The organism is Bacteroidota bacterium (genome assembly GCA_016721765.1).
Lineage (GTDB): Bacteria > Bacteroidota > Bacteroidia > UBA4408 > UBA4408 > UBA4408.
The window spans coordinates 860,000-885,285 of record JADKHO010000002.1; the positions used below are offsets into that span (position 1 = coordinate 860,000).

At 38.1% G+C, this 25,286-nt stretch carries 23 protein-coding genes; 12 read left to right on the forward strand and 11 right to left on the reverse strand.

Annotation, left to right across the window (positions count from 1 at the left end; genetic code table 11):
* Nucleotides 1-6 precede the first annotated feature (6 nt).
* On the reverse strand, nt 7-498 hold the full coding sequence (locus IPP32_11895) for a cytochrome P460 family protein (GenBank protein ID MBL0048785.1): 492 nt from the start codon (nt 496-498) through the stop codon (nt 7-9).
* A gap of 211 nt (nt 499-709) precedes the next feature.
* Here IPP32_11895 and IPP32_11900 point away from each other — a divergent pair, with 211 nt between their 5' ends.
* The 6 genes from IPP32_11900 to paaC are packed head-to-tail and all read left to right on the forward strand — an operon-like array spanning nt 710 to nt 5,759.
* On the forward strand, nt 710-1,888 hold the full coding sequence (locus IPP32_11900) for a homogentisate 1,2-dioxygenase (protein ID MBL0048786.1): 1,179 nt from the start codon (nt 710-712) through the stop codon (nt 1,886-1,888).
* A gap of 10 nt (nt 1,889-1,898) precedes the next feature.
* Complete coding sequence (locus IPP32_11905; protein ID MBL0048787.1) at nt 1,899-2,540, forward strand: peroxiredoxin; 642 nt, start codon at nt 1,899-1,901, stop codon at nt 2,538-2,540.
* Nucleotides 2,541-2,551: 11 nt separating this feature from the next.
* Nucleotides 2,552-3,712, forward strand: coding sequence for a 4-hydroxyphenylpyruvate dioxygenase (gene hppD, locus IPP32_11910; protein MBL0048788.1), 1,161 nt, complete (start codon nt 2,552-2,554; stop codon nt 3,710-3,712).
* A 17-nt stretch (nt 3,713-3,729) separates the two neighbouring features.
* Entirely contained in the window at nt 3,730-4,689 is a 960-nt protein-coding gene (gene paaA, locus IPP32_11915) for a 1,2-phenylacetyl-CoA epoxidase subunit A (GenBank protein MBL0048789.1), read from the forward strand.
* 7 nt (nt 4,690-4,696) lie between these two features.
* Nucleotides 4,697-4,987: a 1,2-phenylacetyl-CoA epoxidase subunit B gene (gene paaB / locus IPP32_11920; GenBank protein ID MBL0048790.1), complete on the forward strand. Its 291-nt coding sequence runs from the start codon at nt 4,697-4,699 to the stop codon at nt 4,985-4,987.
* Between the two features lie 13 nt (nt 4,988-5,000).
* Nucleotides 5,001-5,759, forward strand: a complete 759-nt coding sequence (gene paaC / locus IPP32_11925; GenBank protein ID MBL0048791.1) for a phenylacetate-CoA oxygenase subunit PaaC — start codon at nt 5,001-5,003, stop codon at nt 5,757-5,759.
* Between the two features lie 123 nt (nt 5,760-5,882).
* Here the strand turns inward: paaC and rplS are convergent, their stop codons facing one another.
* The 8 genes from rplS to IPP32_11965 all read right to left on the reverse strand — a co-directional run bounded on the left by rplS (nt 5,883) and on the right by IPP32_11965 (nt 15,530).
* Entirely contained in the window at nt 5,883-6,227 is a 345-nt protein-coding gene (gene rplS / locus IPP32_11930; protein MBL0048792.1) for a 50S ribosomal protein L19, read from the reverse strand.
* Nucleotides 6,228-6,299: 72 nt separating this feature from the next.
* A complete protein-coding gene (trmD, locus tag IPP32_11935; protein ID MBL0048793.1) occupies nt 6,300-6,974 on the reverse strand; it encodes a tRNA (guanosine(37)-N1)-methyltransferase TrmD in 675 nt (224 codons plus the stop codon).
* A 393-nt stretch (nt 6,975-7,367) separates the two neighbouring features.
* Nucleotides 7,368-8,681 carry an ABC transporter permease gene (locus IPP32_11940; GenBank protein MBL0048794.1) on the reverse strand — a complete coding sequence of 438 codons (1,314 nt, stop codon included), beginning with the start codon at nt 8,679-8,681 and terminating at the stop codon, nt 7,368-7,370.
* A 15-nt stretch (nt 8,682-8,696) separates the two neighbouring features.
* The gene (locus IPP32_11945) at nt 8,697-9,644 is read right to left on the reverse strand and encodes an ATP-binding cassette domain-containing protein (GenBank protein ID MBL0048795.1); all 948 of its coding nucleotides are present in this window, start codon (nt 9,642-9,644) and stop codon (nt 8,697-8,699) included.
* A gap of 18 nt (nt 9,645-9,662) precedes the next feature.
* Nucleotides 9,663-10,967 (reverse strand): glycosyltransferase, encoded by a 1,305-nt coding sequence (locus tag IPP32_11950; protein MBL0048796.1) that lies wholly within the window; start codon nt 10,965-10,967, stop codon nt 9,663-9,665.
* The gene (locus IPP32_11955; protein ID MBL0048797.1) at nt 10,964-12,373 is read right to left on the reverse strand and encodes a hypothetical protein; all 1,410 of its coding nucleotides are present in this window, start codon (nt 12,371-12,373) and stop codon (nt 10,964-10,966) included. The genes IPP32_11950 and IPP32_11955 overlap by 4 nt, the downstream gene beginning before the upstream one ends.
* Before the next feature lie 14 nt (nt 12,374-12,387).
* Nucleotides 12,388-13,449 (reverse strand): hypothetical protein, encoded by a 1,062-nt coding sequence (locus IPP32_11960; GenBank protein ID MBL0048798.1) that lies wholly within the window; start codon nt 13,447-13,449, stop codon nt 12,388-12,390.
* A 44-nt stretch (nt 13,450-13,493) separates the two neighbouring features.
* A complete protein-coding gene (locus IPP32_11965; protein MBL0048799.1) occupies nt 13,494-15,530 on the reverse strand; it encodes a hypothetical protein in 2,037 nt (678 codons plus the stop codon).
* A gap of 343 nt (nt 15,531-15,873) precedes the next feature.
* On the opposite strand from IPP32_11965, the gene IPP32_11970 reads away from it, so the two are divergent.
* The 4 genes from IPP32_11970 to uvrA all read left to right on the forward strand — a co-directional run bounded on the left by IPP32_11970 (nt 15,874) and on the right by uvrA (nt 22,134).
* Nucleotides 15,874-16,791: a flippase-like domain-containing protein gene (locus IPP32_11970; protein MBL0048800.1), complete on the forward strand. Its 918-nt coding sequence runs from the start codon at nt 15,874-15,876 to the stop codon at nt 16,789-16,791.
* Nucleotides 16,781-17,944 (forward strand): glycosyltransferase, encoded by a 1,164-nt coding sequence (locus tag IPP32_11975; protein MBL0048801.1) that lies wholly within the window; start codon nt 16,781-16,783, stop codon nt 17,942-17,944. The genes IPP32_11970 and IPP32_11975 overlap by 11 nt, the downstream gene beginning before the upstream one ends.
* Before the next feature lie 44 nt (nt 17,945-17,988).
* On the forward strand, nt 17,989-19,185 hold the full coding sequence (locus tag IPP32_11980; protein MBL0048802.1) for an ABC transporter permease: 1,197 nt from the start codon (nt 17,989-17,991) through the stop codon (nt 19,183-19,185).
* A 105-nt stretch (nt 19,186-19,290) separates the two neighbouring features.
* A complete protein-coding gene (gene uvrA / locus IPP32_11985; protein MBL0048803.1) occupies nt 19,291-22,134 on the forward strand; it encodes an excinuclease ABC subunit UvrA in 2,844 nt (947 codons plus the stop codon).
* Between the two features lie 53 nt (nt 22,135-22,187).
* Here the strand turns inward: uvrA and IPP32_11990 are convergent, their stop codons facing one another.
* The gene (locus IPP32_11990; protein ID MBL0048804.1) at nt 22,188-22,355 is read right to left on the reverse strand and encodes a hypothetical protein; all 168 of its coding nucleotides are present in this window, start codon (nt 22,353-22,355) and stop codon (nt 22,188-22,190) included.
* A 154-nt stretch (nt 22,356-22,509) separates the two neighbouring features.
* Between IPP32_11990 and IPP32_11995 the strand changes: the two genes are divergently transcribed.
* Both IPP32_11995 and IPP32_12000 read left to right on the forward strand, forming a co-directional pair.
* Nucleotides 22,510-22,746: a hypothetical protein gene (locus IPP32_11995; protein ID MBL0048805.1), complete on the forward strand. Its 237-nt coding sequence runs from the start codon at nt 22,510-22,512 to the stop codon at nt 22,744-22,746.
* Complete coding sequence (locus IPP32_12000) at nt 22,743-23,147, forward strand: type II toxin-antitoxin system VapC family toxin (protein ID MBL0048806.1); 405 nt, start codon at nt 22,743-22,745, stop codon at nt 23,145-23,147. Before IPP32_11995 ends, IPP32_12000 begins: the two co-directional genes overlap by 4 nt.
* A gap of 82 nt (nt 23,148-23,229) precedes the next feature.
* Here the strand turns inward: IPP32_12000 and IPP32_12005 are convergent, their stop codons facing one another.
* Nucleotides 23,230-24,963, reverse strand: coding sequence for a hypothetical protein (locus tag IPP32_12005; GenBank protein ID MBL0048807.1), 1,734 nt, complete (start codon nt 24,961-24,963; stop codon nt 23,230-23,232).
* Between the last annotated feature and the right edge of the window lie 323 nt (nt 24,964-25,286).

A 25,286-nucleotide genomic window follows, 5' to 3' on the forward strand; every position in this document is an offset into this window, starting at 1 on the left:
GAGTTTTTAGTGTAAATCAAAGGTGCGTGTAAAATCCCGGTTCGGTGCTCCATTATGGCATCCGATGCAGGCTTCCCCTTTTTTACTTACACTATAATCTGCGGAACCATCGGTAGTGTATTCAGCCCACAACCAGCCATTGGCGGCACTTGCATGGTTTGAACTTTTTTTCATTACCACCAATAAAGATATACTTGTTCCGGTATAAACTTCTTTAACTAATACCGCGTCATCAGGAAATTTAGTTCCAATTGGAATTTTACCAGTAGTATCCAAAACAGATTGAGCAATAGCATTAAAGCGTAGTTTAAAAGCGCCATGCGGGCTCGGAGAAATGCCGGGTAATAGCATCCCATTTTGAAAATAGGTATATCCTCCTGATTCTGAAACTTCGTCGTATAGTGCTTCATCATACCCTGCTTCCACTTTATCATTGCGGCAGGCCTGAAGTATTACTAGAGCCATACAAATACTAATTAGTAAGCTATTTTTTTTCATGTGGATGGAGCATTTATAATTTACATTTTGCTAAGCATTCTTAAGTTTATTAATTTCTAACCTCCGGGAAATAGAAAATGAAAGTAGGTATTTTCATTCAAATTTCATGATAATCGGGCATTTCAAATACGTTGTTTTATTCATCTGATGAAAATCATATTTTTTTCCTTTTACACTGGCGTACTTTGATGAAAATTTAAGCAACTAAATTATGCCTTTTTATCAAAAAGTTGGAAAAATACCATCGAAACGCCATGTCGTGTTTCGGAATGAAAATGGAAATCTTTATCAGGAAGAACTTGTGGCTTCACAAGGCTTTAGCGGAATGAGCTCTTTGGTGTATCATTTGTTTCCTCCTACACAGGTGCGACAAGTAGGCACCCCATATTCGGTTAAACCTAAAATTGCTGTAGAAACCAATATGCGAAATGTGAGTTTTAATGGTTTCGAAATTCCGGCAGAAGAAGATTATATTAAAAGTAGAAAAACGCTTTTTGTAAACAATGACCTTCAAATTGGCTTAGCTGCTCCTTCTAAAACTGCCTCCTATTTTTTTAAAAATGCAGAGGCGGATGAAATGATTTTTATACACAAAGGCGCCGGTACTTTAAAAACAATGTTTGGTGCTGTTCCGTTTGAATATGGCGATTACCTAGTAATCCCAAAAGGTACGGTATACAAATTGGAACTGGATTCGAGCGACAATCGTTTTTTATTTATAGAATCGAAGGGTCCCATAAATACGCCACGCAGATACCGAAATGAATTTGGACAGCACTTGGAACATTCACCCTTTTGTGAACGAGATATTAAATGTCCGGAGCATTTAGAAACACACAATGAAGTGGGAGAATTCAGTGTTATGATTAAAAAGCAGGGTATCATTTTCCCTTACATTTATGAGAATCATCCTTTTGATTTAGTGGGTTGGGACGGTTATCATTATCCCTACGCATTCAACATTAAAAATTTTGAGCCCATAACCGGTCGCATCCACATGCCACCACCCATTCATCAAACATTTGAAGGTAACAATTTTGTTGTTTGTTCCTTCGTTCCCCGCTTGTACGACTACCATCCCGAAGCCATACCGGCTCCGTATCATCATAGCAATATTGATTCGGATGAAATTTTATATTACGTAGAAGGAGATTTTATGAGCCGTAACAACATTCAACGCGGTCAACTAACACTGCATCCCGCCGGTATTCCGCATGGTCCGCACCCGGGAGCCATCGAGCGAAGCATCGGCAAAAAAGAAACCAACGAATTGGCAGTAATGATTGATCCCTTTAACCCCGTAATGCTCACAGAAGAGGCGATGATAATTGATATTAAAGATTATTACCAATCGTGGGCAAGTAAAAAAGAAAAAGTAGAAACAGTTTAAAACTAAAAAAATGAAAGTACTAGTTGGAAAAAAAGCTCCGATGTTTACAGAGGACGCCGTAATAAACGGAAATGATTTTGCAGAAAATTTTTCGCTCAAACAATATCTAGGCAAAAAGAATGTAGTGTTCTTTTTCTATCCCATGGACTTCACTTTTGTGTGTCCCACTGAACTTATAGCTTTTCAGAAGCATTTAAAAGATTTTGAAGAACGAGACACCGTTTTGGTGGCATGTTCTACAGATTCAAAATACTCACATTGGGCATGGCTCAACACCGATCAAAACAAAGGTGGTATAAAAGGGGTAACTTATCCGATTGTTGCCGATTTATCAAAAATGATTTCTATGCAATACGGTGTATTGGCTGGGAACTATAGCTTGGATGCAGAAAACAACATCCAATTCAGCGGCAACCCTGTTGCGTTTCGTGGTTTATTTTTGATTGATAAAAAAGGCACTGTTCGGCATCAGGTAATTAATGATTTGCCTTTAGGCAGAAGTGTACACGAAGCATTAAGAATGGTTGATGCCTTGAATTTTAATGAAGAAAACGGAGAAGTATGCCCTGCTGATTGGGAAAGCGGAAAATCCGGACTTCAAACCACTGCCGCCGGAATTGCTGATTACTTGACCACATTAAATAAAAATTAATTTTTTCACACATGAATACAGCCGATTTAACCGCAGTTAAAAATTTTAATTATTCCGAGAGCACTAAAATATTTGAAACGGCACAAGACTTTTTGCCTATAAATGGAACCGACTATGTGGAGCTATATGTGGGGAATGCCAAACAAGCAGCGCATTTCTACAAAACAGCTTTAGGCTTTCAGGATTTAGCTTACGCCGGATTGGAAACCGGATTGCGCGATAAAACTTCTTATGTACTTCAACAAGGCAAAATCCGTTTAGTACTTACCACACCCTTCGATAGTGAAGGACCCATAGCGCAACATTTGAACAAGCATGGCGATGGTGTGAAAGTAATTGCCCTTTGGGTAAATGATGCCTACGATGCTTTTGAACAAACTGTAAAGCGTGGTGCTATTCCATATCTGCAGCCCGAAACCATTCAGGATAAAGATGGCACTATACGCAGATCGGGCATTCATACTTATGGCGAAACGGTTCACATTTTTATTGAACGAAAAAATTACAATGGGATCTTTCTTCCAGGATATGAAAAATTAGAAACGGAATACCATCCCGGCACAACCGGTCTAAAATACATCGACCATATGGTTGGTAATGTGGAACTAGGAGCCATGAACAAATGGGCTGAATTTTATGGTACCGTGATGGGCTTCGCGAATTTGGTGACTTTTGATGATAAAGATATTTCAACCGAATACACTGCTTTGATGAGCAAAGTAATGAGCAATGGCAATGGCTATATAAAGTTTCCCATAAATGAACCCGCAATCGGTAAAAAGAAATCGCAAATTGAAGAGTACCTCAATTTTTATAAAGGCCCCGGTTGCCAACATATTGCTGTTGCAACCGACGATATTTTGTTTACCATTTCGGAAATGCGAAAACGAGGTATCGAATTTTTGCATGTGCCCGGAACCTATTATGATACTGTTAAGGACCGTGTAGGCATTATAGAAGAAGATTTAAACGAACTCAAAAAAATGGGTATCATGGTCGACCGTGATGAAGAAGGATACCTGCTTCAAATCTTCACAAAACCGGTAGAAGACAGACCTACCTTATTTTTTGAAATCATTCAGCGCAAAGGAGCTAAATCCTTTGGTAAAGGGAACTTTCAAGCCTTATTTGAAAGCATAGAAGCAGAGCAAGCCCGCAGAGGAACATTATAATATTAAAAAAGCGAGTCATGATAAAAATTTCAGACCAAGAAAAACTAGATGCATTTCAAGCCCGAATTGATGCAGACGAAAAAATAGAGCCGCGGGAATGGATGCCCGAAAATTACCGTAAAACCTTAATTCGGCAAATATCGCAGCATGCGCACTCCGAGGTAATTGGCATGCAACCCGAAGGGAATTGGGTATTGCGTGCACCTTCGTTGCGCGCAAAAAAAATACTACTTGCAAAAATTCAAGATGAAGGAGGGCATGGCTTGTACCTTTATTCGGCAGCCGAAACGCTTGGCATTACTCGTGCCGAAATGATTCAGCAATTGCAGGAAGGCAAAGCAAAGTATTCGAGTATTTTTAATTATCCTTCGCTTACTTGGGCCGATATGGGTGCTATTGGCTGGCTGGTGGATGGTGCAGCAATTGTGAATCAAACCATGTTGGCTAAATGTTCATTTGGCCCTTATTCCAGAGCGATGTTGCGCATTTGCAAGGAAGAAGGATTTCACCAGCGACAAGGCTACGAAATAATGGGGAATATGATGAGTGGTACCCCTGCACAAAAAGAAATGGCACAAGATGCCATGAACCGCTGGTGGTGGCCATCCTTGATGATGTTTGGTCCACCCGATTCAGAATCACCGCATACCGCTGAATCGATGAAATGGAAAATCAAAATCGAAAGCAACGATAAATTACGGCAACGTTTTATTGATCGCACAGTAGAGCAAGCCCATCATATTGGTTTAACGGTTCCGGATGAGCAGCTGAAATACAACAAAGAAACTTTGCATTGGGAAATTGGTCCTATCAATTGGGAAGAATTTAAAAATGTGGTGAAAGGCAATGGTCCTTGCAACCATCAGCGCATGACGCATCATATCCACTATCATAAAGAAGGCAGTTGGGTGAGGGAAGCAGCGATTGCGTATCAAAAAAACATGGAAAAAAAAGAAAGTTTGCTAATACCTAATTAAAACGAAAATGGAACAGAACAATCAATTGGCCCAATGGGAAGTGTTTGTACAAGAAAAAAGCGGAAAGCCTTACGAACATGCAGGTAGCATTCATGCCTCCGACAAAAAAATGGCGCTGCAAAATGCCCGCGATATTTATACCCGAAGAAACGAAGGCCGCAGTTTGTGGGTGGTTCCAACCGATTTTATTGCCGCAACAGATAGAGACGATGAAGCGGAATTTTTTGATCCGGCAGAAGATAAAACTTACCGCACACCCAATTTTTACAAGATGCCGAAAGGTTCTACCAATATTTAATTCGTGATGTAATATGAAAACAAAAGAAGCAATTTATGCATATTGTTTGCGCATAGCCGATAACAACATGGTGCTGGCACAGCGTCTGGCAGAATGGTGCAGCCGTGGACCTATTTTGGAAGAGGATTTAGCACTCACCAACATATCTCTTGATTTATTGGGGCAGGCAGAAAATTTTTATGGCTATGCAGCCGCAATAAAAGGCAATGGAGTTCAAGCGGATGATTTGGCATTTTTAAGAACCGAAAGGGAATATTACAATAATCTGTTGGTGGAACAACCGAATGGTGATTTTGCGTTTACAATGATGAAACAATTGCTGTATGCGGCATTTGCAAAATTGCTGTATGAAGGACTCAGCACAAGCAATGACGCTAGTTTTCAAAGTTTAGCCACAAAAGGGTTAAAAGAAATAAAATACCATCTACGCCATAGTGCCGACTGGATAGTACGTTTTGGGAATGGAACCGAGGAAAGTGCTAGTCGCGCGCAATTTGCGCTAAATGAGCTTTGGCCTTACACCGACGACCTTTTTGAAATGAATGCGGTGGATGCTGAATTAATTGGAGCAGGAATCAGTTTGAATTTAATGGACATGCAAGCACATTGGAAACAATTGATTACCGAAATTGTAGCAGATGCGAATTTGCATATTCCTGAAACTGTTAATAGTATAAAAGGAGGCTGTAATGGAATACATTCCGAACATTTGGGACATTTATTGTGTGAAATGCAATACTTACAGAGGGTTCATCCGGGGGCAAGTTGGTAGATTAGCCAAGTACGCCTAAATCCAATTTTCAGACTGATGGATATTTGGATACGAATTGTTTAAAATAAAGCACAAAAAAAGCCGCACTGATTAGTACGGCTTTTTATTATTTTAGTAGAATAACTAAACTCGTTTTTCTTTAATTCTAGCTTTCTTACCGGTTAAATCACGTAAGTAGAATATTTTAGCTCTACGTACCACACCGGTTTTGTTTAATTCAATTTTATCGATAGCTGGTGAGTTTAGAGGAATAATACGCTCTACACCTACTCCATTCGACATTTTTCGGATGGTAAAAGTTTCGGCAGCGCCTTGACCTTTGCGTTGCAATACCACGCCTTGGAACTGTTGAACACGTTCTTTTGTTCCTTCAATAATTTTATAATGTACTGTCAAGGTATCACCGGCTTTAAATTTCGGGTGAGTTTTTTGTTCAGCTAATTCGTCTACAAATTTAATTAAGTCCATTGCTTTAATTTTATTATTACTGCTTTTTTGAAAAGGAGTGCAATATTACAAAAAATATTTCAAATCTAAAATTTATTTTAAAAGGTCGGGTCTTCTTTGTCGGGTGCGTTCCAGCGACTTTTCGTGCCGCCAATCAGCGATTAACTTTTCATTGCCCGAAAGTAAAATATCGGGCACTTTATTTCCTTTATAATCGGCCGGTCGGGTGTACACCGGAGGGGCTAATAAATCGTCTTGAAAAGAATCGTAAAGTGCCGAAGTTTCATCCGAAATCACACCCGGAATGAGGCGAATAACCGCATCGCAAAGTACTGCAGCCCCTAGCTCGCCGCCCGACAGCACATAATCGCCAATAGAAATCTCCCTAGTAATGAACAGTTCACGCACCCGCTCATCTACTCCCTTATAATGACCGCACAACAAGATAATATTTTGCAGGGTGGATAGGCGATTGGCGACCTTTTGGGTAAGTAATTCACCATCGGGACTCAAGTAAATTATCTCATCGTACTTTCGTTGGCTTTTTAGGTCTTCGATGCAAGCAGCAATGGGTTCAATTGTCATTACCATTCCTGCACCTCCACCAAAGCTGTAATCGTCCACACTTTTTTGCTTTTGCGTGCTGTAATCGCGCAGGTTTATGAGATTTACCTCCGCCAAGCCCTTTTGAATGGCACGTTTTAAAATGGAGTGCTCAAATGGACTTTGAAGTAAATCGGGAAGTATGGTAATGATATCGATTCTCATTGTTTTTAAGGAAAGGGTGCAAAGTTAGGAAATTCGTGGTTGATTAGCTGATGTGTTGATGGGTTGATAAGCTGATAAATTTCTATATCCCCCGCTGGCGGGGGCAGGGGGTGGAATAGCATGCTGATTTATTTAGATGATTATGATTTTTTTATGATTTAGGAGATGGAACGAGGTATCATCAAATTTCTATATCACCCGCTGGCGGGGGCAGGGGGTGGAATAGCACGCTGATTCATTAAGATGATTATGATTTTTTAAGATTTAAGGCAAGGAACGTGGATTTTGCTAATTATTATATCCCCCGCTGGCGGGGGCAGGGGGTGGTATAGCATGCTGATTTATTAAGATGATTATGTTTTTTTAGACGGGTTTGATTACCAAAATGATTATTTAACCTTTATAAAACAACCATTTCCATAGTTCTTTGTAGGATACTTTTTTGCCGTACATAAGTATTCCGGTGCGGTAAATTTTAGCGGAGAGCCAGGTGGTTCCTAAGAAACCTAGCACAAGACTTATCATTGATACAATTAAATCAAAAGCAGGAACACCGTAGGCGATGCGCACCATCATAATTACCGGTGAGGTAAATGGAATAACAGATAACCAAAAAGCCTGCGAACTCTCGGGATTGGAAACAACTGACTGAGCCATGGTAAATGCCAAAATAAGCGGAATGGTAATGGGCAGCATAAATTGTTGTGTATCCGCTTCACTATCCACAGCTGCACCAATAGCTGCAAACAAAGCACCATAGAGTAAATATCCGCCAAGGAAATAAAAAAGAAAAGCCCCAATTAAAAGCGGAAAATTAAAATTCCCCAACAATGAATTCAAATCAAAATCCTGCTTCTCCATTACCTTTTGCTGGGCATTCATGGGTGTGTTGGATTTAAATGTTTGCTCCACTTGAGTCGCATCGTATTTATCCTTTACCATCACTTTGGAAACAACACTTGAAATAGCAAAGGTGAGTATTATCCAAAGTAAAAACTGGGTAAGCCCCACCAATGCTATCCCAACAATTTTGCCCATCATCAATTCGAATGGCTTTACGGAAGAAATAATGACTTCAATAATTCGACTGGTTTTTTCTTCAATAACTCCCCGCATCACCTGCGCTCCATACAAGAAAATAAACATGTAAATAAGTACAGCGCCCATAAATCCAATGGCTGCATTCATTGCAGTATTGCTGCTTTTTTGCTCGCCCGATTCTTCAATTTTACTCGTTTCTAAAACAATGGATGTTTTTACAGAAGATAGTTTTTCTTTATCGATACCGGAAGCAATTAATTTCCAGTCTTCAATCTTTGCTGAGAAGGTACTTTTAAGCAAATCTTCTGCCGAAAGGCCCAATTGCTTTTTATAAAAAAGCTGAATTTTATTGGAACTCAGGATATTTTCGGGGATAAATAAAATTATGTTGTAATCGTTGTTGTAAAAATCTTTTTGTGCAGAAGATAAATTCTTATCCGAAAAATAAAAAGCTAAATTTTTAGTGCTTTCGAGTTTTCCTGCAAATAATTTTGAATCATCAATGACTTGTACTTTTTGCACTTCTTGCTCACTGCGCTCCATCAAGACCCGCGCAAATATTAATCCTGCCAACAATAAGGGTCCAAGAATGGTCATGATTAAAAAGGATTTCTTTTTAACCCGTGTGAGGTATTCTCTTTTTATGATTAAGGTAATTTTGCTCATTCCATTTACTATTTGCTACTCGGTATAACCTACTGCAGCTGTTTGTTGTTGCCCGGCGTTAACTTTTGAAATAAATATATCGTTCATGGTGGGAATAACTTCATTAAACGAAATCACTTGCACATGGGGTAATATAGTGGCCAATACATCATTTGGAGTGGCGTTGTTCAGCATTTTCACAGTAGCTTTACAAATGTCATCGTGTTGGCTTTTTTCGGTCAATTCAAAACCTGCCCACAATGCGTTTGTAAATGCAATCATATTTCCTCGAAATTCAACTTGGTAAGTATTGGTTGCATTGGCTTTGCGAATGGCTTTAACATTGCCATCGAGTATTTTTTTTGACTTATTGATGAGGGCAATTTCATCACACAATTCCTCCACCGAACCCATGTTGTGGGTGCTAAAAATAATTGTAGTTCCTTTTGCCTTTAATTCTAAAATTTCGTTTTTGATGAGGTTGGCATTGATGGGATCGAATCCACTAAAAGGTTCATCCAAAATAAGCAAACGCGGCTCATGCAAAATGGTAACAATAAACTGGACTTTTTGCTGCATTCCTTTTGATAGCTCTTCAACTTTTTTATTCCACCAAGCTTGAATTTCAAATTTTTCGAACCAGTATTTTAATTTTCGGCTGGCTTCACTCCTACTTAATCCTTTAAGTTGTGCAAGATATAAGACTTGTTCGCCAACTTCCATTTTTTTATACAAACCACGCTCCTCAGGCAAATAACCAATTTGCTCGATGTGTTCAGGAAGCAGTTTTTTACCGGCAAAAAATAATTCACCGCTATCCGGTCCGGTAATTTGATTGATGATGCGAATGAGCGAAGTTTTACCGGCTCCATTTGGGCCGAGTAAGCCGAAAATACTCTTTTCAGGAACAGCGATACTTACATCGTCAAGCGCGGTATGCGTTGCATATTTTTTTACAATATTTTTTGCCGAAAAAAGTTCCATTGTATGCCGGTAATAAATTTAAATTTTGAGTCTGCGCGCCTGATTACTTGATTTTGGCGGATTCCAAGGATCGTTGTAAGAGGAACGGAAAAGTAATTCACGCGTGTGTGCAATCGTACGCACTATACGTAAAAAATACCCGTTGTAAATGGCCATGAGTGGCACATAAGGTAGAAGTTTCAATTTTGTTTTTGGCTTCTCGACAACAGTTAAAGCCATAAAAAATTGCAGAAAATTACTGGTGGTATACATCAATTGATTCATCAAAAAAATGTACATCAGCAATTGCGAATAATTAAAAATAATATCTAAACCATAGAGGTACCAATGGAAATTTAAAATTACGTTAAACAAAATATTTTCGCCCGACGAAACAAAATTGCTCAACCTAAAACTCTCAGAAGGCAAAAACACATCGCGGTGTTTACGCACCCTAAACCGCACAATAGATTTATCCCAACGCAACCTTTGTTTCGCCAAAATCGAAAAATTACGCGGCACGCTGGTAAGTCCTGTAGCTGTAGGTTCGAAGTGAATTTTATACCCCTTCTTTCGGATTTTCATGGTGATGTCGCCATCTAAGCCCGGGCCAATGTCCCAACCATTTACCTGGTCCAAAATATCTTTACGAAACGCACCGAATGCTCCCGAAATAATGGCATAAATCCCCAAGTGAGAAGTTACAATTCGCCCGGTGGTTATGGATTTCATGTACTCAATAGTTTGCAAGGTAGTAGCCAAACTTTCGTCGGTATTGCGCACTTCCAAATTGCCACCCACTGCCCCAATCTTAGAATTGTAATAAAAAGGAGTAAGCACATTTTCGATGGCATCGCGATTAAAAGAGCAGTCGGCGTCAAAGTGTATGATGTATTTACCTTTAGTATAACGCAAAGCTAAATTGGCTGCCGAAGCCTTGCCTCCCCGCACATCGTTTCGCAAAAACAAATCTATAAATCCGTGTTTTTGTAAATCCTTGCAAATAATTGGAGTGTCGTCATCCGAGCCATCGTCGACAATAATGAGCTCAAAGTTTTTATAGGTTTGCTCATTTAGCGAACGGGCCAGTTTGTAAATGTGCTTTCCTTCATTTTTTCCGGGAATAATAACCGATACAAGTGGTCGTTCTTCAAAAAATCTGCGTTTGGCATCGGCCCATTTTTTACGTTTTAAATGTTTGTTGACGAAATAAAACATCAACACAATAAAATCCATAAATAAGTAACGGGGAGCTTCCACAATAAAGTAATACCAGAAAAGGCGCAGGAATTTTGAAAATCCTACGCCTTCCCAATACACAATAAAATCGGATAAGCTAATCATTCCTTCACAATATCGGATGTAAGCATTTTAAGCTGCTCTTGGTAACTTATTGTGCTATCGAGCGGATGCACTTTGTAAGAAATTTTTGCTTCAAAATTTTTGAAGTTGTCCTTTATTAACTGGATAATCAATTTCGAAATTTTTTCCACCACTTTTTCGGCATCCTTTATACTGGACTCGTTAATTGAAAAAAGCAAAGTAGAGGAACTATCGAATGAAATAATATCAGAAGAACGAATGCTGTTGCGGGTTACCTGAACCAAATCAGTAAGCAAATTCATACGGGCATCTTTTCCAATCATGGTATACAATTCTTTCGAATTGCTTAAATGTATAAAGGCAATATTACTGTCGATATCTGCTACTTTCATACGCTCTATTTCGTATTGAAGCATCACATCAAAAGTAACTTTATCAACTGTGCCGGGCATGCGCGTCATATCGGTTTTGGTATTGGCAACACCCGAAATAGCAGCATATTTTCCTTTAGGAGTAAGTTGGTATTTTTTAATTTCGCGTGGCGCTAAATATTCCACATCGGTATCGGTGCTGCAACTGGTGCACTTGGCTTTAATTACCACATCCTGAAACGTGCTGTTACATTTGTGGCAGGTAAAGATAACGGCAGGCTTATCGTAATCCACACCAATGTGTTTCAACATTTTGCTGCACTTAGGACATTGCATGTCGTAAGCATTGAATTCGTTGGTAAAATCAGAAGCCGGTCCAATGTATGCGCAGGGAAAATGGTGGATTAAATCTTCTGAATTTAAATTAGAGGAGCCACACTCAGGACAAACTTCACGGTAATTTAAAAAGCCATCAAAACAATTGTTACAGAGGTAAATGTTTTCGAAAAAATCGCCAACTATCAAGCCTTCATCTTCGGCTAATTTTAAAACTTCCAACACTTTATTTTCATCGTGCGATTCGTAATTGGTGCTGATGGAAGGAAAATAATACCCAATTTTTGAATTTCGATACGGGATGGGTTCTAAGGTAGTTTTACTTCGAGAATACAAGTACCGCAGGCTTTTTGTGATTACATAGGTTTCGAAAGAAACATAACTCACCTCCACTAAATCTTTTGATTTTAATATAATTTTACGAGCGGTATCTGCTGAGTTTCCTAATTGTTCCAAACTGTAAATCACGCCATCCACCAATTCGTTCATCACCTGATCCACATAATCAATTTTATTGTATACAAAAATGGGCTTCAGGTAAACCGCTTCATTGTTATTGGAGCGAATTTTATGCACTGCATGATTGGCCAGTACCTTATCGCTGCAATTGATGATAACTGCATTAAAATCAATAATGGCACGCACATCAATACTTTCGTTGTCTTTAAAATAACAAAAATCCAGTTCTTCGTATTTAATTGTGCTAATATGTGTTTTCATTAAAATTTTTACGGTTAATAGAATTTTCTTTTCACTTTAACCTCCACATCCATTTTCTGAAATCCTTTCCATTTCTCGGCTTCCACAGGATCGGCAGGCAAAATATCACAGGCTAAACTACGTTGTAAAGGTTCTGTTTTATTTTTCAATTCATCGGGCAATTCATAGGTATCGAAATAGAGGCGCTTTATAACCCCATAACTGCTTTTTCCATCCGGGAAGGAAATATCTACTCTTGTTCCTTCGTGCAGGTACTTGATGTATTCTTGATCAAAATAGCATTTCACAAAAGGATTGGAAGTTTTACGAAGTGTCATGATAATATCCGTTTTTAACGAAACTTCGTATTCTTCTTTAAAAATTTGAGAAATAGTACCGTTTATTGGAGAGTATTGCACAATTTCGATTGGGCGATTAGAATCTGAGATAGAATCGTTCATTCGGGTACTATCAGAACCGGCCGACATTTTATGGAGGCGATAAAGTGCGCTTTGCAAAGTTTGAATTTCACGATCGGAAGAAGCAATTTTTGCTTTAAGCTCGTTGATGTTTTTAATATAAGGAGTAAGTTTATCCACAGAAACAACGTCCAAGTAAACTTGTTTTTTTAATTGTGTTAATTCATTGGAGTAGTGTGCCAGCATGGTTTGCGACTCTTGTGTTTCAATGCGCTTTAACTCAATTTTTTGTTGAATCTCAAGCTTTTCTTTTTCGAGTGCATATTGTGAATTAGGACCAACTTCCGATTTTCGGCTTTGCACTAAGTGACCTGAAGCATTGTTTTGATCGACATAGGTAAACAAAGAATCACCCACGCTCACACTGTCGCCCTCGTGGCATTCGAATTTGATGAGTTGAACATCGTTTACAAAGCGGATGTCGAGTTTTTGAAAAAGCACCTGACCGGTACCGTTGATATAAAATACACGATTAAAAACAAAAATCCCAAGAGAACCAAGTATAAAAACCAGAATGGTGAGGTAGATTATTTTATCCCAATTGATTTTCTTTTTCTTCTTTTCTTCTTTTAAAATGCGTACAGTAGAGGGTTTTCGCTTAAAATTTGCGTTCTTCATTCTTTCTTTTTGTGTGTTTTAGCTCTGATGAATTGGCGAAGCTACTATTTATCCAGCTTATTAAATACTCTTTCTTCTAATATTAACAATCCTTTTAAATCGTTGATGGCAAAATTATTCACTTTTATCGATTTTGAAAGCCGTTCTAAATAATCTTCAAATGTAAAACGGTCGTAAAAATTGGAGGTGCGCAACACAACCACGATTTTATCCTTTTGTTTTGCAAACTTACTCTGAATTTTACCTTTAATAAAGGTTTCCTCCTTATTATCGTTGGCAAACAAATAAACCATATCCACCATCGAAAATACACTGTCTAACTTGCCCGGATCATAGGTCAATGGTAATGAAACCGTTAAGCGTAAGCCTTTATCTTTTAAATAAACCTGGGCAATTTTAAGCATGTTGATGTAATATTCTGCATATTTTTGACGGTTACTTGCATAATCCGGAAAATTGGAAATATCCACATCCAAATGCACGCCTCGAATTCCGGCAATTTTACTGGCAGCCGAAAGCGCAGCAACAAGTGCATTCGAATTATTGGGATCTAACAAGTCCTTACTCGTAAAAATTAGTTGAACAGCGATATTCTCTGATTTCAGCATGCGAATAAACTCTTCGCCTTTTGATTTAAGTTCAAGGTTTTCGCCCAAACTAATCAACACACCTTTTATCTCATTATTTTTAATGTATTGATAAATAAAATTATTGTCATTTTCTTTAAATGTTGGATACCAAATATAAAGGCGTCGGTCGGTGCTGCGCTTTGGCACAAACTCATCCAAATTTACAGGCTCAATAAAGTCGGTGACTTTGCCGCCGGGCAAATGCTTATAAATATCAATAAGTGAAACATAAGTAGCTTGTTCCTTATCAATCAAATCGATTTCGGAAGTAAGTAAATCGGCAATCATTGCTACAATTCGAATGGGACTGTAGGAAGGATCATCCAGTGCTTCCTTGTTGGCTTCGATTCGAATTTTATTTTGCAACAATGCCCTAGATTGATACACCTTTAAATATTGCTTCAGCTTGGCTTTGTATTCGTTATAATCCGAAAACAACAAATTCATTTCGCTGTTTGATTTCTCCTTACTTTCATAATCAAATTCCTCCATTTGCATTTTATACACCTGTTTGTTGACATGGCTTTGCAAAGGAAATGGAATGGAAATACTGGCTCCAAACGACATAAAATTACGGTCGGCAATAGTAACGCGCGAGTCGTAATAATTGTATTTTAAAGATGTTTTTAAAGCAACCTCTTTAATTGTTTTATTGGCATAATATGCTGCTTTAGCGCGAAGTATGGAAATGGAATCATTTTTTTGATTGGCCTTGTAAACGGCAATCAGTTTATCCAAATTCACATCCACAATTGGCAAATTAGCAGGATTAATGGTATCGAATGGAGTAATTCGAACTTGCGACGAAAAATTGCGGAGGGATGTTTCTACTTCAGCCTTTTTAGTAAGTAGCTCGGTTACATCCTCCCAAGTAATGTACTTGAGGTAGTATATTTTTTTAGATATTTCGATTTGTTGGTTCAATAAGGCAAGTAAATCGTTGAGCTTTTGAATTTTATAGCGAGTAAAAACACTGGCAAGGTTATTTGCCAATTCCACCGAACTATTGTTACGGAGGTTTTTTTCGATCAGCAATTTATCGACAGCTGCATTGGCTTTAAATTCTTTTAAATTGATTCTATTTCCGGCTAAACCGTTGTTGAGAATACTCCAATCTAAACCTGTTTGCACTACGCGTTTGTAGACATAGCCAATTTCGTCCGAAGCATTTGCATTAAAATTATCGGCATAAGAACCCACAATTCGGAAGCCTTTATCCTTAGCTTTTTGCCTTTTTTCAGCTAAATACAATCGTTCATTCAAATCAATAGCTGCTTTAGAAGCCGAAGTATTATAGAGCGGATTAAGCACTTCCATATCGGGAGCCGCTTGCTCAATTGCAGTTTTTAATAAATGCGCATCAATGGTAATGCGCAACTTTTTTCTGATTTCTTCAAATTGTTTATCGATAGCATTTTCAGGGTTTTGCGCCTTTGTTAGTGGAGAAATCATGAAAATAAGAAAAAAGGAAAAAACTCCAATTTTCTTAACTAGAGCGAAGCTTTCGCGAGTTGGCATACTGTAAAATTCGGAATGTGTGTTTTCTTTCAAATTCGTGTTTGAGCGCTTAAAATTATACTTTAAACTTTAATAAATCGGTAAAGGTTACTTTAGCGAGTAAAGTTTGGTAATATTTAAAGAAAATAATTACAGTATTCCTAATAGATTTTAACAAGTTATGCTTAATAAGTGGGTGTATTAAAATTATTTCGGATTATTGCTGAATCTTATGCGCATTATGCTTTCTCCAAATAACAAAAAACAACTCAGTCGAATTTTAAAAATTTGTTTGCTATTGGCGTCATTCGCCTACCTCTATTACAAAATTTCGGCGCAAGACGTGGTGCTCATGTGGAAACAAACCTTGCTCTTACTTAACGATAAAGATAAAGCCACACTTTTTTTGTACACACTGCTCTTAGTTTTTGTAAACTGGGGAATAGAAGCGCTGAAGTGGCGAAAATTAATTCATCGACTCGAAGCCATCACATTTTTTGAATCCCTTAAATCAGTGCTAGCCGGCGTAGCGGTGAGTTTAATCACTCCTAATCGTGCCGGTGAATTTGCCGGTAAAATATTTTACTTGCGAAATGCCAATCGTGCCGATGCCATGCTGCTTAGCATTGTGGGAAGTCTTAGCCAAGTGTTAATCACTTTTTGTATCGGACTTTTTGCATTTTACTACTATTTAATTGAATTTCAAGCATTTTCAATAAACCCCACCTTGCTATTTAGCTTTTTTGCCAGTGTAGTAACAATGAGTATGTTTCTGTTTTTTAATGTCGAATACATTGCCAAGCATTGGAAAAGCTGGAATTTTATTCAAAAAATAATACCCTATCATCCCGAAAAATTTAGCTTATCCAAAAAAGAAATAGGCTTTCTGGTGCTCTTATCTGCATTTCGATTTATTGTATTTTCAGTGCAATTTTATTTGCTCATGAAAGTTTTTGATTTAGGCCTTGGTGTGAAAGAATCGTTTGTGTTAATTGCCCTTTATTTTTTTCTTATTTCACTTATACCTACTTATGCCTTAAGCGAATTAGGCGTAAGAGGATCGGTGGCCATTAGTTTATTTGGTCCTTTTGGAATGAGCAGTGCCGGTGTGTTAACTGCTTCACTTTTACTGTGGATGATTAATATTGCCCTACCCGCAGTTGCCGGCTCCTTTTTTGTGTACCAACTTCGTTTTTTTAAAACGGATGATGAATAACGCATTCTTAATTCTTCTAATTATAGGCATTCTACTACAACTGCTGTATGCAGCGGGTGTGCTTCTTTTGAGTTTGGGATGGAGGAAAACAGCCGAATTTATTGCACCAATGGACGCTGTTTGTAACACGCTTGTTTCAGTAATTCTTCCTGCAAGAAATGAGGAAAAAAATATTGAACGTTGCTTAAACGCGCTTATGAATCAAAGTTATCCTGCAGCGCTTTTCGAAATAATTGTAGTGGACGATAACTCATCAGATAAAACAGCGCTTTTGGTAAAAGATTTTTGCAAAAACCATCCACAATTGCGCATACAATTAATTGAACTTCCTGAATTAATCGAAACAATTGCACCCAAAAAAAGAGCCATCGAAAAAGGTGTTGAACTTAGCAGTGGTGACCTTTTGCTGATGACCGATGCCGATTGTTGGGTTAGTTCAACTTGGATTCAGACGATGGTTTTATTTTATATCGAATCCGACGCTAAGTTGATTGTTGGTCCGGTAATCGTGGAGCAGGATGCACATTCCGGTATACTTCAGGCCTTCGAAAAACTCGACTTTTTTAGTTTGGTGATCAGTGGTGCTTCCTCTCTTTACTATAATAAAGCCTTACTCTGCAACGGTGCTAATTTAGCTGTGGATAAAAAAGCCTATGCCAAAGTGATTCAAGAAACAAAAGGACAAAGCATTGCTTCGGGAGATGATATGTTTTTAATGCTTGCTATTCAGTCTAATTTTTCGGAAGCAGTTAAGTTTTTGAAATCAAATGAAGCGCTGGTTAAAACGAAAGCACAGTCCAATTTTCTTTCCTTACTAAGTCAGCGGAAGCGATGGGCTTCCAAGAGTTTTTTGTATGCCGATGGCTATCTTACCTTGGTGTCATTGCTCGTTATTTTAGTGCATATCTTCCTGCTTTTAACAGGTATACTTTCTATTTTCAATTTTAGTTTTTTACCACTTTTTTTGGGATTATTTTTGAGCAAAACCATAATAGATTTAATTTTTTTATATCCCATTGCAAACTTCTTTGGAGATTCAAATATGTTGTGGAAAATAATCCCAACTGAACTCATCAATATATTTTTTATCCCATTAATTGGGATTGCGAGTTTCAAAAAAGCATACCGTTGGAAAGCAAGGAAATTAAATTAAATACAACAAACTCAGCCACCCTGCATCCTCAATCCTTATCGGGAATGACGTGGAAGCGCTTTAAAAAAAACAAGCTAGCGATGTGTGGATTGCTAGTAGTTGTTTTAGCGCTCAGTGTAAGCATTTTAGGTTCCCTAATTCGGCCCGATTCCACACCTATGGCCAATCAAATGAATTTGCAATTAAGCACAAAAGCGCCCGGATTTAAGGTTCAATTGTTAAGCATCCGTAAAAACACAAGTCAACCTAAGACAGGCCTTTGGGGAAGAATGTTTTTTGGGGGGCAGGAAAGCGACTATTTATTGGTTCCCATCGATAGGTATTATTTTGATGGAAAAGACATCGTGGTGGTGGAATATTCTGGAGTGCCCAATTTTAAGGGAATTGTACAACGCTACACGCTCCCCGATGTGCTTTATCCGTTACGTTTCGAAAGCAAAGTTTCGAGGGATTTAAAAAACAGATGTAGTTTTTATACTGCGGATGGGACACTCCAAACTGAATCTATTGCAGCTATGCAGCAAAAAATTTTGAACAAAAACCTACGTACAAAAACCTTTTGGTTAGGCACCGATCGCTTTGGGCGGGATTTGTTGAGCAGACTTATGTCAGGCACGCTTATATCGATGGCGATAGGCCTTATATCGGTGCTAATTTCTATCGTGTTGGGTTTAATCTTGGGCAGTATAGCCGGGTATTACCGCGGATGGATAGACCAAGCAATAATGTGGTTAATTCAAGTTGTTTGGAGTATTCCCACTCTATTGCTGGTAATTGCCATTACACTCAGTTTGGGTAAAGGTTTTTGGCAAATTTTTATAGCAGTAGGATTTACCATGTGGGTCGAAATTGCACGTGTAGTGCGCGGACAAGTGATGAGCCTCCGTGAAAAAGAATTTATTGAAGCCGGAAAGTCTTTAGGATTCAGTCATTTCAGGATTATTTTCAGGCATATTCTTCCGAATGTTATGGGAGTAGTAAGTATCCTTGCTGCTTCTAATTTTGCAAATGCTATTTTAATGGAAGCAGGATTAAGCTTTTTAGGAATTGGAGTGCAGGCCCCCATGACCAGTTGGGGCAGTATGATTAAAGATCATTATGGCTATATTGTGGTGGATGCAGCCTATTTGGCGATTTTACCGGGCTTGGCTATATTTCTTTTAGTACTTGCTTTTACTTTGGTAGGAAATGGTTTGCGGGATGCATTAGCGGAAAAAGACTCAGTGAAGGTTTCTTTTTAAGTTTGATTCATGCCTGGCTTATTCGAAACACTTTCCATAAATGAATAGGGGCGCACATACAAGCAAGCCAATAAAAGCGTAAATTCACCCCCCTAATTTTTTACCATGTCAGTTGACCCATTCGAAAAACTATCGCCCAAAGAACATATACTTATAAAAGGTGCACGAATTCACAATCTTAAGAATATTGATGTTGCCATTCCACGAAATAAATTTGTTGTCATAACAGGACTTTCCGGTTCCGGAAAATCATCCTTGGCATTTGATACTTTGTATGCCGAAGGCCAAAGGCGCTATGTTGAAAGTTTATCCTCTTATGCCCGCCAATTCCTTGGTCGTATAAATAAACCGGAAGTAGATTATATAAAAGGAATTTCACCGGCGATTGCCATCGAACAAAAAGTAAATTCCCGCAATCCAAGGTCTACAGTTGGTACCACAACTGAGATATACGATTACCTAAAGTTATTGTATGCACGAATTGGTAAAACCTACTCCCCCATTTCGGGCGATGAAGTAAAAAAACATTCGGTTGCCGATGTGGTGAAAAAGATTTGTTCGTTCCCCGATGGCACTAAAATTATATTGGTTTCTCCGCTTCTGCCCAAGCAAAATTATAGCCTCGAGCGACAATTGCAGCTGCTGATGCAACAGGGTTTTACACGTGTAAAGGCTAAGGAGGAAGTGCTTAAAATTGAAGATTGTTTATTAAAGTTAAAAGAGAAAGACAACAAACTAAAAGCTTCCGATATTTTTATTTTCATTGATCGTTTTGTAGCCAATGCTGCCGATGAAGATAATATGAGTCGCATTGCCGACAGTGTGCAAACAGCATTTTTTGAAGGAGATGGCGAGTGTTTGATTGATGTGATTTATGAAAACACTAAAAAAAAGATGGAGACTTTTTCGTTCTCCAATAAGTTTGAAATGGATGGCATTACTTTCTCGGAGCCTTCCTCGCATTTTTTTAGTTTTAATAACCCATTGGGTGCTTGCAAAAATTGTGAGGGTTTTGGAAGTGTTATTGGTATTGATGAAGATTTGGTTATTCCGGACAAAAGTCTTTCAATTTACGAAGGTGCTGTAGCATGCTGGAAAGGCGAAACCATGAAAGAATGGAAAGAGCAATTGGTGATGAATGCCGATAAATTTGATTTTCCGATTCACCGTCCATTTTACGATTTAAACGCCAAAGAAAAGAAGGTTTTGTGGACAGGGAATAAATATTTTCAAGGATTAAACGACTTCTTTAAATACCTCGAACAACAAATTTACAAAATACAATATCGCGTGATGCTCTCGCGTTACCGCGGAAAAACTACTTGTCCGGAATGTAATGGAACACGCTTGCGCAAAGATGCTTCTTATGTGAAGGTGAATGGAAAATCCATCAGCGAAATTGTGCTTATGCCTGTAAAACAATCGGTCGTATATTTTCAACAGTTAAAACTGGATAAATACGATACTGAAGTGGGTAAACGCTTGTTGACTGAAATTGCAAATCGATTGCAATTTTTAGTGGATGTAGGTTTGGGCTATCTTACACTAAACCGTTTATCCAATAGTTTATCGGGTGGTGAATCGCAACGTATAAACTTGGCTACTTCATTAGGAAGCAGTTTGGTGGGAAGCATGTATGTATTAGACGAACCCAGCATAGGCCTGCATCCGCGCGATACGCAGCAGTTGATAAAAGTATTGAACTCACTTCGCAATCTCGGCAATACTTTAATAGTTGTGGAGCATGACGAAGAAATAATGAAAGCTGCCGACCAATTAATTGACATTGGTCCATTGGCCGGATCACATGGTGGTCATTTGGTTTTTCAAGGCGATTGGAAACAAATTGAAAAAGAAAAAACAAGTTTAACCGCCCAGTATTTAAATGGCACCACAAAAATTGAATTGCCGGAACATCGTAGGAAATGGAATGATTATATTTTGGTAAAAGGTGCTCGCGAAAACAATTTAAAAAATATTGATGTAAAATTTCCATTACACACCATGACCGTTGTAACCGGTGTAAGCGGCAGTGGAAAAACATCCTTGGTGAAGCGTGTTTTGTATCCGTCACTCAAAAAAATGTTTGGTGGTTATGGTGAACAAACCGGTTTACTCGACCGAATTGAAGGCAGTTACAACAAGATTACCGCAGTGGAAATGATTGACCAAAATCCAATTGGGAAATCATCGCGCTCTAATCCGGTAACCTATGTAAAAGCCTACGACGAAATTCGCGCATTATTTGCTGAACAAGCTTTAGCAAAAGCGCGTGGTTACAAACCTTCACAGTTTTCTTTTAATGTAGATGGTGGGCGCTGCGAAGTGTGTGAAGGCGAAGGTGAAGTAAAAATTGAAATGCAATTTATGGCCGACATTCACTTGCAATGTGAGAGCTGTAACGGTAAGCGTTTCAAACAAGAAACCTTGGAAATTTTGTTCAAAGAAAAATCCATTGCCGATATTTTAGAAATGACTGTGGATGATGCCATTGCTTTTTTTGACAGTGAAACCCGTCCGAGCAATACGGAGAAAAAAATTGTGAGCCGCATGCAACCCTTGGCAGATGTGGGTCTTGGATATGTACAGTTGGGGCAGTCGAGCAATACATTAAGTGGCGGAGAAGCGCAACGTATAAAACTTGCTTCGTTTTTAACCAAGGGAACAAGCGATGAAAATATTTTATTTATTTTTGATGAACCCACTACCGGCTTGCATTTTCACGACATCCAAAAATTATTGTTTGCTTTTAATGAATTAGTAAAACACGGACATTCACTAATAGTAATCGAGCACAATGCCGAAATAATTAAATGTGCCGATTGGATAATTGACTTAGGACCCGAAGGTGGCGAAGATGGCGGAACACTTGTATTTGAAGGTATTCCTGAAGATTTGGTAAAGTGTAAAGCTTCTTATACCGGAAAATATTTGAAGGGAAAACTTTAGTAAAAAAAAACAGCCTCCGCTACAGAGGCTGTTTTCATTCAGGGTGGTTTAAACTAATTCATTACATATTTCACCAACCACAATTTATTTTTTTTGTCGCTGCCGATATATACAATTGATTTATCGGCTTCATTATAAATGTAGGGTGTGCTTTTGTTGAGTAAAAATTTGCGGCTTCCAAATACATTGTATTCGGTAATGCTGCTGTTGCTCAAATTCATTTTTCGTATCGAAGAATAATAATTCGGATATATTTTTTTCTATAACCAAAGTAGGAGGCACACCAGATTGGAGTTTTACAATTCCATCATCGTTATACTGCAAACAGTCTACATCCTTTTTTTAAATATCTTTGAGTAAAATAATTGGAAGACAATGACACTAAATGCAATTTTGAAAGAAATGAAAGAAGTTCCTGCTAATAGACTGGAAGATCTTTATCAGTTTGTTCATTCTCTTACGCCCTTAGCGAAGCAGACTGAAACTTTACGAAAGAAAATCCTTTCTTATGGTGGAGTATTCAATGACATGAGCAATAAGGATTACAAAGATTTTGTTAGTCAAACTAAAAAAACCAGATCAAAACTTTTTGATCGAAAAATTGAGTTATGAAACCTTCAATGCTCGACACCGATGTACTTTCAGAATTTTTAAGAGGGAATCCGAAAGTTATTGCAAAAGTTGATGAACACTTGAAAAAATTTGGATACATAAGTTTAAGTGTAATTACTTATTATGAAATTCTTAATGGTCTTCTATATAAAGACGCTAAAAAACAACTGACAAAATTTGAAGAATTTGTAGTGTTAAACAAATTACTTCCATTGAGTCAAAGAATGGCAAAATCAGCAGCGGCAATTCAGGCAGAACTTCGCAAAAAAGGCACCGAAATAGGACACACAGACACTTTAATTGCTGGAACTGCTGTATCGAGTGGCTTGCAACTTGTGACCAATAACACTAAGCATTTCAAGCGAATTAAAGGTTTGACAGTTGATAATTGGACGAAGTGATTTTGAAACACAATAAAAGTTTAAATATCTTAAAAAAAACAGCCTCCATTACAGAGGCTGTTTTCATTCAGGGTGGTATTTACTAATTCATTACATACTTCACCAACCACAATTTATTTTTTTTGTCGCTGCCGATATATACTATTGATTTATCGGCTTCATTATAAATGTAGGGAGTACTTTTGTTGAGCAAAAATTTACGACTTCCAAACACATTGTATTCAGTGATAGTGCTGTTGCTTAAATTCATTTTTAGCATCGAAGGATAATAATTTGGATACAATTTTGGACTTCCACCATAGGCATCCCAAAAGCTAGCATAACCTTTTACCACCTTTGTTTCGAGCAGGTTCCAATAAATGCTTTGACCATCTTTACCCACATAAAAATTTTCTAAGATTGGAAAGGTGGTATTCATTTTATCGCTCACTGAAGCCGGATGCACACCAAATTGCGCCTTTACTTTTCCATCTGCGCCAAGCTGCAAACACACTACATCTTTATATGCCTTTACTGAATAAGTAGTTACCGAGTTTGTCCAATTGTTATATGAACTGATTTTAACGCGACCCAATAATTGACCGGAGATGAGAATATCTCCATTAGGCGTAGTCACAAAATTTTGAACTTTAAAACGATTTCCGGTGTATGCGGGTGCTTTCTTTTGTTTTGGCGGAGTTTGAATTAATTTTTCCATTTCTTTGATGGAATTATTGGTTATCCAATCCACTTTTCCACTGCTCACTTTCATCACGGAGAAAAAATCCATTTTCACTTTTTCAGTTTTGGCTTCATACACCGTCATGCGTGAGTTAGCGCCTTCGAGGTAATAGGGATTTTCGAGTGGTGAATATTCCTTGTACAATTGATCAAAGGTTTTGTCATCATCCATATAACTTCCACAGAAATACAAGGCACCATCTGCTGTTTCGCCAGTTCCTGTGATTATAAAATTTGGGGAAGGTGCATCAAATGTAAACTGCTCCTTAATCGCACCTGTTTTGTCCATTCGCAGATAGGTATACTTTTTATAATCCACCGGATTTTTTTTATTGAAGGTGGGCGCAAAAATGTAAACCATGTCTGCCGATTTGATATCTCCTTCAAAGGCAGATTCATCCTCTGCATCAATGCTAGCAGCATCCGAGCCCTTTAGACAAGTATAAACAAGTTGTTGAGGGCTTGCAAATTTTAGTGGAATCTCAGTAATGCTCAAGTCTATTTTTACATGTAATACCACAAAGTTTTTCGTTGCCGATTCGTCATCTCCTTTGGTAACCGAAGTAGCGAGCACCATAAGGTCGCCATTTTCGGAATTGGTATAACTTGCATATCCGCTATAGGTGCGTTTCTCTTCATTCTGCGGTTTAATTTCGATGTCTTCGGTGCGTTTGCTGATGTAGCCCTTTTTGTCTTTGTTCCAAGTGTAATTATAGCTTTGTTTACTTAGATGCAACTTAGTACTGTTAATCATAAAATTATTACCGCCTACGTATGCATACACAAAGGTGCTGGTATAATCAGGCTTATCAGCAATGTCCTTTTTTAAAACTTGCGTTTCTTCTTGTTTAAGAAAATTTATATTCTTGTCGAAAGAATACGTTTCGTAAGAGGCCTTATCGTCCTTCTTTTTGCCTTTGAATTTGTACACAACATCAATATTACCGGTTTCGGCATCTTGTGTGGCATCGTAAAAATATCCTTTGGATGCATTTTTACTAAGGGCTTGAATTTTTTCGGTTAGGTTCTGTGCAATGCTAGCGCTTGTAATTATACTCGCTGCCAAGCAAAGTGTAATTCGTTTAGTTGTTTTCATTTGTTTGGTTTTGCTGTTAATTTGATGGCAACAAAACTGCGCAGGATTGATTAGCACTGCAATCCCCAAAAAGTAGTAAAGTAATTTTAGTTGATTTGCTGCGGTGCTGATTAGCCGATTAGCCAATTAGCCGATTAGCTGATTAGTGGAATTATTGATTGGTGGATTGAAAAAACCCAGTGAAATCTATGTTACTTATGTGCCTATGTGTTTTAATTCCTTTTTTTTTGAAACACATAGAATCATAGGGACATAGGTTTCAAATAGTAAAAGAATAATGTGTTTAAATCATTCTTCAAAAAAGTGAAATCTATGTTACTTAT

Bases quoted from the DNA above. Each gene is read 5' to 3' on its own strand.
- IPP32_12005 (MBL0048807.1), bottom strand. From the start codon at position 24,963: ATGAAAACAACTAAACGAATTACACTTTGCTTGGCAGCGAGTATAATT.
- paaB (MBL0048790.1), top strand. From the start codon at position 4,697: ATGGAACAGAACAATCAATTGGCCCAATGGGAAGTGTTTGTACAAGAA.
- IPP32_11945 (MBL0048795.1), bottom strand. From the start codon at position 9,644: ATGGAACTTTTTTCGGCAAAAAATATTGTAAAAAAATATGCAACGCAT.
- trmD (MBL0048793.1), bottom strand. From the start codon at position 6,974: ATGAGAATCGATATCATTACCATACTTCCCGATTTACTTCAAAGTCCA.
- IPP32_11940 (MBL0048794.1), bottom strand. From the start codon at position 8,681: ATGAGCAAAATTACCTTAATCATAAAAAGAGAATACCTCACACGGGTT.
- IPP32_12000 (MBL0048806.1), top strand. From the start codon at position 22,743: ATGAAACCTTCAATGCTCGACACCGATGTACTTTCAGAATTTTTAAGA.
- IPP32_11990 (MBL0048804.1), bottom strand. From the start codon at position 22,355: ATGAATTTGAGCAACAGCAGCATTACCGAATACAATGTATTTGGAAGC.
- uvrA (MBL0048803.1), top strand. From the start codon at position 19,291: ATGTCAGTTGACCCATTCGAAAAACTATCGCCCAAAGAACATATACTT.
- IPP32_11965 (MBL0048799.1), bottom strand. From the start codon at position 15,530: ATGATTTCTCCACTAACAAAGGCGCAAAACCCTGAAAATGCTATCGAT.
- IPP32_11895 (MBL0048785.1), bottom strand. From the start codon at position 498: ATGAAAAAAAATAGCTTACTAATTAGTATTTGTATGGCTCTAGTAATA.
- IPP32_11995 (MBL0048805.1), top strand. From the start codon at position 22,510: ATGACACTAAATGCAATTTTGAAAGAAATGAAAGAAGTTCCTGCTAAT.
- IPP32_11950 (MBL0048796.1), bottom strand. From the start codon at position 10,967: ATGATTAGCTTATCCGATTTTATTGTGTATTGGGAAGGCGTAGGATTT.
- IPP32_11900 (MBL0048786.1), top strand. From the start codon at position 710: ATGCCTTTTTATCAAAAAGTTGGAAAAATACCATCGAAACGCCATGTC.
- IPP32_11980 (MBL0048802.1), top strand. From the start codon at position 17,989: ATGACGTGGAAGCGCTTTAAAAAAAACAAGCTAGCGATGTGTGGATTG.
- IPP32_11955 (MBL0048797.1), bottom strand. From the start codon at position 12,373: ATGAAAACACATATTAGCACAATTAAATACGAAGAACTGGATTTTTGT.
- paaA (MBL0048789.1), top strand. From the start codon at position 3,730: ATGATAAAAATTTCAGACCAAGAAAAACTAGATGCATTTCAAGCCCGA.
- hppD (MBL0048788.1), top strand. From the start codon at position 2,552: ATGAATACAGCCGATTTAACCGCAGTTAAAAATTTTAATTATTCCGAG.
- IPP32_11975 (MBL0048801.1), top strand. From the start codon at position 16,781: ATGATGAATAACGCATTCTTAATTCTTCTAATTATAGGCATTCTACTA.
- paaC (MBL0048791.1), top strand. From the start codon at position 5,001: ATGAAAACAAAAGAAGCAATTTATGCATATTGTTTGCGCATAGCCGAT.
- IPP32_11960 (MBL0048798.1), bottom strand. From the start codon at position 13,449: ATGAAGAACGCAAATTTTAAGCGAAAACCCTCTACTGTACGCATTTTA.
- rplS (MBL0048792.1), bottom strand. From the start codon at position 6,227: ATGGACTTAATTAAATTTGTAGACGAATTAGCTGAACAAAAAACTCAC.
- IPP32_11905 (MBL0048787.1), top strand. From the start codon at position 1,899: ATGAAAGTACTAGTTGGAAAAAAAGCTCCGATGTTTACAGAGGACGCC.